General features: G+C 60.7%; 11 protein-coding genes. 8 read left to right on the top strand and 3 right to left on the bottom strand.

Going from position 1 to position 13,002, the window contains the following annotated elements; all coding sequences use genetic code 11:
• Positions 1-62 precede the first annotated feature (62 nt).
• Positions 63-1,517 (top strand): dihydropyrimidinase, encoded by a 1,455-nt coding sequence (hydA, locus tag C934_RS0119125; protein ID WP_018858245.1) that lies wholly within the window; start codon positions 63-65, stop codon positions 1,515-1,517.
• 9 nt (positions 1,518-1,526) lie between these two features.
• On the opposite strand, the gene C934_RS0119120 is transcribed toward hydA, so the two are convergent.
• Complete coding sequence (locus tag C934_RS0119120) at positions 1,527-1,940, bottom strand: cupin domain-containing protein (RefSeq protein WP_018858244.1); 414 nt, start codon at positions 1,938-1,940, stop codon at positions 1,527-1,529.
• A gap of 95 nt (positions 1,941-2,035) precedes the next feature.
• Between C934_RS0119120 and C934_RS0119115 the strand changes: the two genes are divergently transcribed.
• The 7 genes from C934_RS0119115 (at position 2,036) to C934_RS0119085 (ending at position 11,611) form a co-directional block, all read left to right on the top strand.
• Positions 2,036-2,824 (top strand): ABC transporter ATP-binding protein, encoded by a 789-nt coding sequence (locus C934_RS0119115; RefSeq protein ID WP_018116922.1) that lies wholly within the window; start codon positions 2,036-2,038, stop codon positions 2,822-2,824.
• A gap of 36 nt (positions 2,825-2,860) precedes the next feature.
• The gene (locus C934_RS0119110) at positions 2,861-3,745 is read left to right on the top strand and encodes an ABC transporter permease (RefSeq protein WP_018858243.1); all 885 of its coding nucleotides are present in this window, start codon (positions 2,861-2,863) and stop codon (positions 3,743-3,745) included.
• On the top strand, positions 3,742-4,863 hold the full coding sequence (locus tag C934_RS0119105; RefSeq protein WP_018858242.1) for an ABC transporter permease: 1,122 nt from the start codon (positions 3,742-3,744) through the stop codon (positions 4,861-4,863). Before C934_RS0119110 ends, C934_RS0119105 begins: the two co-directional genes overlap by 4 nt.
• 57 nt (positions 4,864-4,920) lie before the next feature.
• Positions 4,921-5,892 carry an ABC transporter substrate-binding protein gene (locus C934_RS0119100; RefSeq protein WP_018116919.1) on the top strand — a complete coding sequence of 324 codons (972 nt, stop codon included), beginning with the start codon at positions 4,921-4,923 and terminating at the stop codon, positions 5,890-5,892.
• A 402-nt stretch (positions 5,893-6,294) separates the two neighbouring features.
• The gene (locus C934_RS0119095) at positions 6,295-7,485 is read left to right on the top strand and encodes an efflux RND transporter periplasmic adaptor subunit (RefSeq protein WP_018116918.1); all 1,191 of its coding nucleotides are present in this window, start codon (positions 6,295-6,297) and stop codon (positions 7,483-7,485) included.
• A gap of 10 nt (positions 7,486-7,495) precedes the next feature.
• The gene (locus tag C934_RS0119090) at positions 7,496-10,786 is read left to right on the top strand and encodes an efflux RND transporter permease subunit (RefSeq protein ID WP_018116917.1); all 3,291 of its coding nucleotides are present in this window, start codon (positions 7,496-7,498) and stop codon (positions 10,784-10,786) included.
• A gap of 144 nt (positions 10,787-10,930) precedes the next feature.
• Positions 10,931-11,611, top strand: coding sequence for a Crp/Fnr family transcriptional regulator (locus C934_RS0119085; protein WP_018858241.1), 681 nt, complete (start codon positions 10,931-10,933; stop codon positions 11,609-11,611).
• Here the strand turns inward: C934_RS0119085 and ureG are convergent, their stop codons facing one another.
• The gene (gene ureG, locus C934_RS0119080) at positions 11,612-12,223 is read right to left on the bottom strand and encodes an urease accessory protein UreG (protein WP_025660122.1); all 612 of its coding nucleotides are present in this window, start codon (positions 12,221-12,223) and stop codon (positions 11,612-11,614) included. It abuts the gene before it with no gap.
• Positions 12,224-12,324: 101 nt separating this feature from the next.
• Positions 12,325-12,996 carry an urease accessory protein UreF gene (locus C934_RS0119075; RefSeq protein ID WP_018858240.1) on the bottom strand — a complete coding sequence of 224 codons (672 nt, stop codon included), beginning with the start codon at positions 12,994-12,996 and terminating at the stop codon, positions 12,325-12,327.
• Positions 12,997-13,002 lie beyond the last annotated feature (6 nt).

The raw sequence follows: 13,002 nt of genomic DNA, 5'->3' as shown, positions 1-13,002 counted from the left end.
TCCCGCCTTTTCTTTTACCAGCGGACGAAGAGCCGCGAGCAATCAATGCAAGGGAACTGATCATGAGCAAAGTCATCAAGGGCGGAACCATCGTCACCGCCGACCTGACCTACAAGGCGGACGTGAAGATCAAGGGCAGCAAGATCGTCGAGATCGGCCCGAACCTCTCCGGCACCGAAACGCTCGATGCGACGGGCTGCTACGTGATGCCGGGTGGCATCGACCCGCACGTTCACCTCGAAATGCCGTTCATGGGCACCTATTCCTCCGACGACTTCGAAAGCGGCACGCGCGCCGGTCTCGCCGGCGGCACGACCATGGTCGTCGATTTCTGCCTGCCGGGGCCGGAGCAATCGCTGCTCTCAGCGCTGCAGATGTGGGACAACAAGACGAGCCGCGCCAACGCCGACTACTCGTTCCACATGGCGATCACCGGCTGGAACGAGCGCGTCTTCAACGAGATGGAGATAGTGGTCAAGGACAAGGGCATCAACACCTTTAAGCACTTCATGGCCTACAAGGGCGCGCTGATGGTGAACGACGACGAAATGTTCGCCTCCTTCCAGCGCTGTGCCGAACTCGGCGCGCTGCCGCTGGTGCATGCCGAAAACGGCGACGTCGTTGCCTCGATGACCGCAAAGCTTCTTGCCGAAGGCAACAACGGTCCGGAGGCGCACGCCTACTCCCGTCCGCCCGAGGTCGAAGGCGAGGCAACCAATCGCGCCATCATGCTGGCCGACATGGCGGGTGTGCCGCTCTACGTCGTGCATACCTCCTGCGAACAGGCGCATGAAGCGATCCGTCGCGCCCGCCAGAAGGGCATGCGCGTCTACGGTGAACCACTGATCCAGCATCTGACGCTCGATGAAAGCGAATATTTCAACAAGGACTGGGACCATGCTGCCCGCCGTGTCATGTCCCCGCCCTTCCGCAACAAACAGCATCAGGACAGCCTCTGGGCCGGCCTGCAATCCGGATCGCTCTCGGTCGTGGCGACGGACCATTGCGCCTTCACCACCGATCAGAAGCGCTTCGGCGTTGGTGATTTCTCCAAGATCCCGAATGGCACTGGCGGCCTCGAAGACCGACTGCCGATGTTGTGGACCCACGGCGTCAACACCGGCCGCCTGACGATGAACGAGTTCGTTGCGGTCACCTCGACCAACATTGCCAAGATCCTCAACGTCTATCCGAAGAAGGGCGCGATCCTCGTCGGCGCCGATGCCGATATCGTCGTCTGGGATCCCAAGCGCTCGAAGACGATCTCGGCCAAGACCCAGCAATCATCGATCGACTACAACGTCTTCGAGGGCAAGCAGGTCACCGGCCTGCCGCGCTACACGCTGACGCGCGGCGAAGTCGCGATCGAGGAAAGCACCGTCAAGACGAAGGAAGGACACGGCCAGTTCGTGAAGCGCGAGCCGTTCCAGGCGGTTAACAAGGCGCTTTCGACATGGAAGGAGCTCGTGGCGCCGCGCAAGGTCGAACGGTCAGGCATCCCGGCGACGGGGGTCTGATCCTTGGCATCACTCCTTCACCAGCCGATCAAGCTCCGGAAGCAAAACGACGCTTTCCTGCTCATTCGGGTCCGTGCGGGCGATGATCGCGGTGCAAGGGGTGCTGCTGAGGTTGGCTGGCAGATGCGGCACTCCGGCGGGGATGTAGAACAACTCGCCGGCGTGGACGACGACATGATGCTCCAGCTCGTCGCCGTACCAGGTGTGAGCCTCGCCGGAGAGCATGTAGATCGCCGTTTCATGCGACTCGTGCAGATGCGCCTTGGCGCGAACGCCGGGCGGAATCGTCAGCAAATGCATGCAGATACCCTTGGCGCCGACCGTCTCGGCCGCGATGCCTTCGAAGTAACTGAGCCCCTGCTTGCCATCATAGGCATGACTGGGGTGCACAATGTGACAGGTGGGCTTTGATGTCGCGTCCATCGTCATCCTCCATGGACCTTGCCGGAACAATGAAAACAGCTACTCATACTATCACGCAAACCGCGGAAGCGCGGGGAAAACAGGATACACAAGCGTTGACGCAAGCTACCTCAGTCGTATCCGCCAAGGACCTCTGTCTGACCTACGATGCCAGCGACGCTCCTGTGCATGCGCTGACCAACGTCAATCTCGACGTGCGCAAGGGCGACTTCGTCTCGTTCATTGGCCCTTCCGGCTGCGGAAAGACGACATTTCTGCGCGTTATTGCCGATCTGGAAAAGAAAACATCGGGCGAAATCACCGTCAACGGCATGACGCCTGAGGAGGCCCGCAAGGCCCGCGCCTACGGCTATGTCTTCCAGGCGCCGGCGCTCTATCCCTGGCGGACCATCGAGAAGAATATCGCCCTGCCGCTCGAGATCATGGGCTATGCGTCGGCCGATCAGAAGAAGCGCATCGCCGATGCGCTCGATCTCGTCAATCTTACCGGCTTCGAGAAGAAGTTCCCCTGGCAGCTTTCCGGCGGCATGCAGCAGCGTGCCTCCATCGCCCGCGCGCTCGCCTTCGATGCCGACTTGCTCCTGATGGACGAACCCTTCGGCGCGCTTGACGAAATCGTCCGCGACCACCTGAACGAGGAGCTTCTGAAGCTCTGGGCGCGCACCAACAAGACGATCTGCTTCGTCACCCACTCGATCCCCGAGGCGGTCTACCTCTCCACCAAGATTGTCGTGATGTCGCCTCGCCCCGGCCGCGTGACTGATGTCATCGACTCGCCGCTTCCCAGGGAGCGACCGCTGGACATCCGCGAGGCGCCCGAGTTCCTCGAAATCGCCCACCGCGTGCGCGAGGGCCTGAGAGCGGGGCACAGCTATGAGCACTAAGGCACTTAGCGTTGGAACCGTTGCGCGGGGGCGCTCATGAAGCCCGACACTCTCAAAGACAGGATCGTCCCCGTCGTCACGATCCTCGTGGTCCTGATCGCGATCTGGTACGTTGCGGCGGTTCTGATGAACGCCTCCTTCCAGCGGGACATGGATCAGCGCGCCAACCAGACGCCTGACACCATCGAATTCATCGAGAAAACGCTCTCGCAACCGAAGCCGTTGCTGCCCGCGCCCCATCAGGTAGTGCAAAACGTCTTCGAAAACACGTTTCTGCGGAAGCTCTCGAGCAACCGCAGCCTCGTCTACCACAGCTGGGTCACGCTTTCCTCGACGCTGCTTGGCTTCGGCTTCGGCACGCTGCTCGGGATCCTGATCGCTGTCGGGATCGTTCATATCAAGGCGCTCGACCGCAGCCTCATGCCGTGGGTCATTGCTTCGCAGACCGTACCGATCCTGGCAATCGCACCGATGGTGATCGTCGTCCTCGGCGCCATCAACATCACCGGGCTGATCCCGAAGGCGCTGATCTCGACCTACCTCTCCTTCTTCCCGGTCACTGTTGGCATGGTGAAGGGCCTGCGGTCGCCCGAGGTCATGTTCCTCGACCTGATGCGAACCTATAACGCGACACCCGCCCAGACATTCTGGAAGCTGCGTGTTCCGGCATCCGTGCCGTTCCTCTTCACCTCGATGAAGGTCGCGATCGCCGCAAGCCTTGTCGGCGCCATTGTCGGCGAGCTTCCGACCGGCGCCGTCGCCGGCATCGGCTCGAAACTGCTCGCCGGCTCCTATTACAGCCAGACGATCGACATCTGGGCAGCGCTTGTGGCGGGCTCGGTGTTGGCCGCAAGCCTGGTCGCCATCGTCGGCCTTGTCGCAAAGTTCGTCGACCGTTCGATGGGCGGGAGGCCGGCATGAAGCAGATGGCCTTTTCCGGTATTCTTGCCCTGGTGCTGACCGCGATTGCGATAATCACCTTGCCGATCATGGCCGAGGGCGCACCGGACCCGGTGTCGTCGATAACCGCGGGCCTTACGATCGCGTTGATCGTCGCGGTCGCCCTCGTTTCCTTCTCGCCATTGCCGAAGCTGTATGTCGCCGCCATTCTGCTGATCGGCGCGCACTGGGCGGCATGGGTCCTGCTCGCTGGTGTGACCGGCAACGAAGGCCTGGCGACGAAATCCTTCTTCCTACTGATGGCCGCCTGCTGGCTGCTTGCCTGGCGATGCGTCACCGAGCTTTCGGCCATGACGCCGGCCTCGAATTTGGGCCGCTCGTGCCTGCGGCTGCTGATCCCGGCAATCTTCGGTGCCTGGATCCTGATACTCTGGGAGGCGTTGACGCGCGGCGCCGGCATTCCCTTCGTCCTGCTGCCGCCACCTAGCGCCATTGGAGCCAGGATCGCCGGCTCGCTGCCGATCCTGGCCGACGACGTACGTCAGACGATCTTCAAGGCAGTATTCGCCGGTTACATCATCGGCTGTAGCGCAGGCTTTGCCGTCGCGATCCTCGCCGATCGCGTCGGTTTCCTGCGCCGGGGCCTTCTGCCGATCGGCAATATGGTGTCGGCGCTCCCGATTATCGGCGTCGCGCCGATCATGGTGATGTGGTTCGGCTTCGACTGGCAGTCGAAGGCAGCCGTCGTCATCATCATGACGTTCTTCCCGATGTTGGTGAACACCGTCGCCGGCCTCACCGCATCCGGCGCGATGGAGCGCGACCTGATGCAGACGTATGCCTCCAACTATTGGCAGACGCTGCTGAAGCTCCGGCTTCCGGCGGCGATGCCCTTCATTTTCAATGCATTGAAGATCAACTCGACGCTGGCGCTGATCGGTGCCATCGTTGCGGAGTTCTTTGGTACGCCGATCGTCGGCATGGGCTTCCGTATCTCCACCGAGATCGGGCGCATGAATGTCGACATGGTCTGGGCCGAAATCGCCATTGCGGCGCTGGTAGGCTCGGTCTTCTATGGCGTCGTCGCCCTCGCCGAAAGGGCGGTGACTTTCTGGCATCCGTCTATCCGTGGTGGCTAGGCGTCGCTTTATTCCCGCGAATGGGATTAGGGCATAACTTCAGAGGGAAAAAAGAAAATGAAAAAACTGATTATTGCGATGATGGCGAGCGCGATGTCGCTCGCGGCAACCCAAGCGATGGCTGCCGACAAGGTGACGCTGCAGCTCAAGTGGGTGACGCAGTCGCAGTTCGCCGGTTATTACGTCGCCAAGGAAAAGGGCTACTACGAGGAAGAAGGCCTCGACGTCACCATCAAGCCGGGCGGCCCTGACATTGCGCCGGAACAGGTGATCGCCGGCGGCGGCGCTGACGTCATCGTCGACTGGATGGGCGGCGCGCTTGTTGCTCGTGAGAAGGGCGTTCCGCTCGTCAACATCGCCCAGCCCTACCAGAAATCAGGCATGGAAATGGTCTGCCGCAAGGACGGCCCGATCAAGACCGAAGCCGATTTCAAGGGCCATACGCTCGGCGTCTGGTTCTTCGGCAACGAATATCCGTTCTTCGCCTGGATGAACAAGCTTGGCCTGAAGACCGAAGGCGGTGCCGATGGCGTGACCGTGTTGAAGCAGAGCTTCGACGTGCAGCCGCTGCTGCAGAAGCAGGCCGACTGCATCTCCGTCATGACCTATAACGAATACTGGCAGGCGATCGATGCCGGCTTCAAGCCCGAAGACCTGATCGTCTTCAACTATACCGCCATGGGCAACGACCTTCTCGAAGACGGCCTCTATGCCATGGAAGACAAGCTCAAGGACCCGGCCTTCAAGGAAAAGATGGTCAAGTTCGTCAAGGCTTCGATGAAGGGCTGGAAGTACGCAACCGAGAACCCGGATGAAGCTGCCGGAATCGTCGTTGACGCCGGCGGCCAGGACGAAAACCACCAGAAGCGTATGATGGGCGAAGTTGCCAAGTTGATCGGCGATGGCACCGGCAAGCTCGACACGACCCTCTATGATCGCACGGCCAAGGCACTCCTTGACCAAAAGATCATCAACAAGGAACCGACCGGAGCCTGGACGCACGACGTAACGGACGCTGCTTCCAAGTAATTCGGTAACGACAAGACACGAAACGCGCGGACCCTCCGCGCGTTTTTTCATTTTTTTGCTGTTTTTATCGAAGAAATTTCGCGATCGATGTCGCATCGAGCGGTGCTCGCACGTCATAACAACGACGCAGGATCAACTAACGGAATGCTTGCATAACCGCACAGTGATTGATCTGCATCACATTGGTAATTATTGTGTTCGAACGAGGAATTATTTTCTGCCGGACTTGCGCGATGGGCAAATAGCTACCACGTACAAGCCGAGTTTGCCGGATGAGGGACTTCTTAAGTAAGAGTCGGCAAATGAACGAAAATACTTCTGAGAATACCAATACGGGAACCGGTCATGGGCGCGCTGATGACAACGCGCAAGCTAGGCCGAGCAAAAACTGGATGACGACGCATGGCACGTACGCCTGTTAAGATACTTCGCGCCTCAACTCTGCTGATCGCGGCGGTTGTAGCTTCAACGACATTTGCCCAGGAACAGCCGGTCGCAAAGCCGCAACAAAACCTGCCGGCCATCGTCGTGACGAAAGCCTCCACCCGCACGCTCGTCGATCGTGTTGTCGCGACCGGTACGGTTAAGCCAGTCGAGGAAGTCTATATCCAGCCGCAGGTCGAAGGCTTGTCGATCCGTGCGCTCAACGCGGATATCGGCGACAGGGTCCAGGCCGATAGCACGCTGGCGACCCTGAACGACGACGCAATCATCCTGCAGAAGAGCCAGATGCAGGCCACGAAGGCCAAGAACGAGGCGAGCCTTGCCCAGCTTCGCGCACAACTGATTGAAGCAGAGGCTAATGCGGAGCAGGCACGACAGCAGCAGGTCCGCGCCCAGGAAATGGGCAAGAAGGGCACTGTCTCGACAGCAACGGTCGAACAGGCGGATGCCGCTGCAGCTTCCGCCAACGCCCGTGTCGACTCGGCAAAGCAGGCAATCCAGGTAGCCGTCGCGGAGATCAAGGTCACGGAGAGCCAGATCGCGGACGCTGATCTGAAGCTCGCACGCACCGACGTCAAGACGCCGGTCGCCGGTACTGTCGCAGCCAAGAACGCCAGGATCGGAGCAATTGCGCTCGCCACCGGCGATCCGCTTTTCACGGTCATTCGCGATGACGAGATCGAGCTTGTGGCGGAAGTGGGTGAGAGCGAGATTGTGAAGGTTCAACCCGGCCAGAAGGCCACCATCTTGCTCTCTGGTAGTCGCGAAAAGATTAGCGGCTCCGTGCGTCTGGTCTCGCCGACAGTCGATCCGCTCACGCGCCTCGGTTTGGTCCACATTTTGATCGACGATTCCAGCAAGGCGCGTTCGGGCATGTACGGCAGCGCCGACATCGTCGTGCGCACAACGGAAAACGTAGCGCTCCCCGTCTCGGCCGTGCTGTCGGGCAATGAAGGATCCTCGGCCCGTAAGGTCGAGAATAACGTCGTCAAGTTTGCCAAGGTCGAAACCGGCATTCAGGACGGAGCCTATGTCGAGATCGTCAATGGATTGAAAGCTGGCGATGAGGTCGTAGCCAAAGCGGGCGCCTATGTCCGTGACGGCGACCGCATCACGCCGGTTCGTGAACAGCCACCGGTTTCCAACTGAGAGACGGCCGATGAACTTTTCAGCCTGGTCTATCCGAAATCCCGTCGCCTCGCTTCTGGCGTTCGCACTTCTGCTTTTCGTCGGCATCCAGTCCTTCAATAGGCTGCCGATCACGCGGTTTCCGAACATTGACGTTCCGCTCGTCTCCATCGTCGTAACGCAGAGCGGCGCTTCGCCGGCCGAGCTCGAGATGCAGGTGACGAAGGAGATCGAGGATGCCGTCGCCAGTATCAACGGCATCGATGAAATCCAATCGACGGTGACGGACGGCCAGTCGCAGACGGTCGTCATGTTCCGCATGGAAGTGCCGACCGAGCAGGCCGTTCAGGACACCAAGGACGCGATCGACCGCATCCGCAGCGACCTGCCTGCCAACGTCGAAGAACCGATCGTCTCGAAGATCGACGTCGAGGGTCAGGCGATCCAGACCTTTGCCGTCTCCTCCCCCGACATGACGCTCGAAGAGCTCTCCTGGTTCGTCGATGATACGGTCAAGCGCGCCTTGCAGGGGCAGGCCGGCATCGGCCGTGTCGACCGTTACGGCGGTGCAGACCGCGAAGTGCGTATCGAGCTCAATCCCGACAAGCTGAACGCCCACGGCATTACCGCGGCAAGCGTGAACCAACAACTGCGCGGCACCAACGTCGACCTCGGCTCCGGCCGTGGCCAGGTGGCAGGCAGCGAACAGGCGATCCGTGTGCTCGGCGACGCCCGCAACGTCGCCGAACTTGCCAACACCACGATCGCATTGCCGAACGGCCGCTTCGTCAAGGTTTCCGATCTCGGCGTCATCAAGGACACCTATCAGGAGCCGAAATCCTTCTCGCGCTTCGATGATACCCCTGTCGTGACCTTCGGCGTCTTCCGCTCGAAGGGTGCCAGTGAGGTCAGCGTCGCCGAAACCGTGGCAAAGAGCCTCGACAAGGTGCGTGCGGAAAACCCGAACGTCGGCATCGAGCTGATCAGCGACTCCGTTTATTTCACCTATGGCAACTATGAAGCGGCCATCGATACGCTGATCGAGGGCGCGCTGCTTGCGATCATCGTTGTCTTCCTCTTCCTCCGGAACTGGCGTGCAACGCTTATCTCGGCCATCGCGCTGCCGTTGTCGGCGATCCCGACTTTCTGGATCATGGACCTGATGGGTTTCTCGCTGAACCTTGTCAGCTTCCTCGCCCTGACGCTCGCGACCGGTATTCTCGTCGATGACGCGATCGTCGAGATCGAGAACATCGCCCGACATATCAAGATGGGCAAGACGCCCTACCGCGCGGCGATCGAGGCGGCAGACGAAATCGGCCTCGCGGTTATCGCGACGACCTTCACGATCATCGCTGTGTTCGTGCCGGTGTCGTTCATGCCTGGCATCCCCGGTCAGTACTTCATTCAGTTCGGCCTGACAGTTGCCTTCTCGGTCTTCTTCTCGCTCATGGTGGCGCGCCTCATCACGCCGATGATGGCCGCATATCTGATGCGCGCGGAAGACGGCATCGAAGATCATCACGACAACGACGGCCTCTTCTTCCGCGGATATACGCGCCTCGTGCGCGCTACGACCCGCCGGTGGTGGACCCGCTATGCGACACTGATTGCGGCGATCGCCTTCCTTGTCGGCTCCGTGATGTTGCTTGCGCAGGTGCCCGGCAGCTTCCTGCCGCCGGAGGACGCATCGCGCATCGTCCTGTCCGTCGAGCTACCGCCGAATGCGACGCTCGACGACACGGAAGCGACCACGAACGCGATCTACAAGGACGTGAAGGATATCGACGGCGTCGAAAGCGTCTTCGTGCTTGGTGGCGCGTCTCCGAAGGGCGACCTCGAACTGCGCCGTGCGACGGTAACGCTCACGCTCCACAAGCTTGACCAGAGGCTTTTAAAGAAGCTGGACGACATGCTCGTTAAGGTCCCGGTCATTGGATCCTATCTGCCCAAGGTGGAACCAAAGGGACGCGTTCGTCCGCAGTGGGATATCGAAAAGGAGGTCTTTGCCAAACTCCATGATATCCCAGACGTTCGCATCCTGAAGCTCAACGATCGCGGCGAACGTGACCTGTCGTTCAACTTCCTCTCCAAGAACGAGAAGGATCTGAACGATGCTGTCGGTATCCTGGAAGCGAAACTGCGAGCCGATCCGCTGCTGGCGAACGTCAGCGCCGAAGGCGCCCTGCCCCGTCCGGAACTCCAGATCCGTCCGCGCAAGGATCAGGCGGCTCGCCTCGGCATCACGCCGCAGCAGATCTCCGAAACCATCCGCGTTGCCACCATCGGCGATATTGATGCGGCGCTCGCCAAGATCAACCTGGACGATCGCCAGATCCCGATCCGCGTGCAGGCCTCGCTCGACATGCGTCGCGATCTTGCCGCCTTGCGGGCAATGAAGATCCAGACGGCAAGCGGCAGCACCGTACCGCTCTCCACTGTCGCCGATATCGACTATTCGGAAGGCGTCAGCTCGATCAAGCGCAACAACCGCTACCGCGTCGTATCGATCGGCTCGGACCTGCCGCAGGGCGTGGCACTCGACACTGCCTCGGCACGGTTCCGCCAGATCGTCAAGGAAGCCAACATTCCGCCGACGGTACAGCTTGCCGAAAGTGGCGACACGAAGGTGCAGACCGAAATGCAGCAGAGCTTCGTCAACGCCATGTTGATGGGCCTGATGCTGGTGCTGACGGTGCTGATCCTCCTCTTCAAGGACGTGATCCAGCCCTTCACCATCCTGTTCTCGCTGCCGCTTGCGATCGGCGGCGTGGCAGTCGGGCTGCTGGTCACCCAGAATCCGCTCTCGATGCCCGTGATGATCGGCATCCTGATGCTGATGGGCATCGTGACGAAGAACGCGATCCTGCTCGTCGACTTCGCCATCGAGATGCGTCATCGCGGCATGGAGCGTGTCGAAGCCATGGTCGAAGCAGGTCGCAAGCGCGCCCGGCCGATCATCATGACGTCTATTGCCATGTCAGCAGGTATGCTGCCATCAGCGCTCGGCGTCGGCGAAGGCGGTTCGTTCCGTGCGCCGATGGCGATTGCGGTGATCGGCGGCATTATCGTGTCGACCGTGCTTTCGCTGGTCGTCGTGCCTTCGTTCTTCCTGATCATGGACGATCTGTCCCGCTTGCTTGCCTGGATGTTCGGTCGTCTCGTGGGCAAGAAGGACAAGGAAGATCTGGCCATGTCCCGCGAAGAACTCACACAAGCGCTGGGTGCGCTCGAGGGCCGGGTAACGGCAATCGAGACCCCGGAAAGCAAGCGCGGCAAATCTGGCAATGTCGTACGCCTGCCGCCGTTCGCGGCAGAGTAGCCGCTCGAGCCAAGAGCCGGGGCAACACCCCGGCTTTTTTATTAGCTGACATTTGATCAAGCTCAAGTTCTGAACCGCGTCTCCCGGTTATCCTTCCAAATATCAGGTAGGGAACGGCACCCGCCGCGCCACAGGGAGAAACAGATGTCCGGAGCTTTTAAACTGAGCAGCGCGCAGCAGGCGATGCTTGGCGGTGCGTTGATCACCTCCAACCTTGACCGACACGAGCGAGACGCTCTGCTGTCCTGCGCGGTGGCGGTGCGCTACGGTCCACAGGATGTTCTCTTCCGTGAACACGAGAAGGCGCACTACTTCTATTGCGTGCTAAGTGGCTACGTCAGGCTCTATCGCGGCTCTGAGGAACGCGAAGCGGATGTCAGCATCTGCGAGCCGGGCGACAGCTTCGGTGAATGCCTGGTGCTTGCCGGCGACGCATACAATTATAGCGCACAGGCGATGGAGCACGTCATCCTCACCCGCTTTGATCTCGCTGAGGTCAAGGCGTTGCTCGCTCAACACCCGCGGATTGGCAGCGCGATCGCGCGCAGCCTCTCGCGGCATTTGCTGTCGACCATGGAGTGTCTGGCGCGCGATCGCATGCAGACCAGCCAGCAGCGCGTCGCCCACTATCTGCTGACGCATTGTACGAGTGAGGGTGCGCGGGCTTCCCTGCGCCTGCCGTTCCAAAAGCGCCTGCTGGCACGAAAGCTCGGCCTTGCGCCGGAAGCGCTGTCACGTGCCTTCTCCGCCTTGCGCACATCAGGCGTACGCGTCAGCGGCCGCGCCATCGCGATCGAGGATGTCAACGCGCTGAGGCAGGTTTGACTACAGGCCGCCATGTTCCTTCAGGAAGCTGACGATGGAGCTAACGCCATCGCCACGCTTCATGTCGGAGAATACGAAGGGGCGTGCCTGGCGCATCCGTGTCGCGTCGCGGTCCATGACCTCGAGGTCCGCGCCGACATAGGGAGCCAGATCCTTCTTGTTGATGACGAGAAGGTCCGATTTGGTAATGCCTGGGCCACCCTTGCGCGGGATTTCCTCGCCCTGGCAAACCGAGATAACGTAGATCGTGATATCAGCCAGATCAGGGGAGAAGGTGGCGGCCAGATTGTCACCGCCCGACTCGATGAAAACAACATCGAGATCGGGAATCCGCTCATTCAGGCCCGCGATGGCCTGCAGATTGATCGTCGCGTCCTCACGGATCGCCGTGTGCGGGCAACCGCCGGTCTCCACGCCAACGATCCGATCCGATGGCAAAGCTTGCATGCGCATGAGCGCCTCGGCATCCTCGGTCGTGTAGATGTCGTTCGTGACGACAGCCACCGAATAGTCGTCGCGCATGGCCTTGCAGAGCTTCTCCGTCAGCGCCGTCTTGCCGGAGCCGACCGGCCCACCGATGCCCACGCGCAAGGGTCCGTTTCCTGATTTCATATTCTGAACTCCAATAACGGCCGATGATAGCGTGCCGCCTGAAGGGCGACCACCGGCAAATGACGCAGGTGGCGACGGGTGGCCGCGCGTCTGCGGACAAGTCACGATCGAAAGAGCCTGGTCGACTGCGTTTCATGGCGCAGCGACATGATGTCGGCCTGGATGGTCGCCGATCCGAGATCGTCGAGTGTTGAAGCTGCCGCCCGTTTCACAACCGAGGTTATGTCGCCTTCAAGCCGCGACAGAATGGCAACGCCATCCTTTTGCCCGGCCACGCCGAGACGGATACCTGCGGAAACTGCCTGCGAGAGATAGGCATGCAGGAATGCCGCAATCGCCTTCTCCAACGCCACCCCATGGGCACCCGCCACGGCACCGATCGCCACCGGGTAGGCCACATGTCGCGGCAATCGATCGAAAACCTCGTCTGGCCACGCACCGGCGGCGGACAGGAACGCATCGCCGAGCAGCATCGTCTCCTGATGACGCTCGCGCGAGCCGGCAAGCGCTTCGGCGAGCTCCGCCAGTTCGCCGAGCCGCTCCGACTGTCGGTGACAGCGGTGGCTCTCGGCAAGGAGAACCACGTCGTTCCATACAGGCCCACGCTCCATCAGGTTCGACGCCCACGCAGTAAGCGAATGAGCATCGGGGACCAGCCGATCATGAACGGCGCGCTCCAGACCGCCTGAATAGGCGAAGGACCCGACGGGGAAAGCTGGCGACAGCCAGGTCATCATCCTCAACAACGCCTGCAGGTCGGCATCATCAGTCATATCGGA

The organism is Rhizobium sp. 42MFCr.1, assembly GCF_000377185.1.
Classification (GTDB): Bacteria; Pseudomonadota; Alphaproteobacteria; order Rhizobiales; family Rhizobiaceae; genus Rhizobium; species Rhizobium altiplani.
This window is presented reverse-complemented; position numbering and strand designations above follow the sequence as displayed.

Bases quoted from the DNA above. Each gene is read 5' to 3' on its own strand.
- C934_RS0119085 (WP_018858241.1), top strand. From the start codon at position 10,931: ATGTCCGGAGCTTTTAAACTGAGCAGCGCGCAGCAGGCGATGCTTGGC.
- C934_RS0119100 (WP_018116919.1), top strand. From the start codon at position 4,921: ATGAAAAAACTGATTATTGCGATGATGGCGAGCGCGATGTCGCTCGCG.
- ureG (WP_025660122.1), bottom strand. From the start codon at position 12,223: ATGAAATCAGGAAACGGACCCTTGCGCGTGGGCATCGGTGGGCCGGTC.
- C934_RS0119120 (WP_018858244.1), bottom strand. From the start codon at position 1,940: ATGGACGCGACATCAAAGCCCACCTGTCACATTGTGCACCCCAGTCAT.
- C934_RS0119110 (WP_018858243.1), top strand. From the start codon at position 2,861: ATGAAGCCCGACACTCTCAAAGACAGGATCGTCCCCGTCGTCACGATC.
- C934_RS0119090 (WP_018116917.1), top strand. From the start codon at position 7,496: ATGAACTTTTCAGCCTGGTCTATCCGAAATCCCGTCGCCTCGCTTCTG.
- C934_RS0119075 (WP_018858240.1), bottom strand. From the start codon at position 12,996: ATGACTGATGATGCCGACCTGCAGGCGTTGTTGAGGATGATGACCTGG.
- C934_RS0119095 (WP_018116918.1), top strand. From the start codon at position 6,295: ATGGCACGTACGCCTGTTAAGATACTTCGCGCCTCAACTCTGCTGATC.
- hydA (WP_018858245.1), top strand. From the start codon at position 63: ATGAGCAAAGTCATCAAGGGCGGAACCATCGTCACCGCCGACCTGACC.
- C934_RS0119105 (WP_018858242.1), top strand. From the start codon at position 3,742: ATGAAGCAGATGGCCTTTTCCGGTATTCTTGCCCTGGTGCTGACCGCG.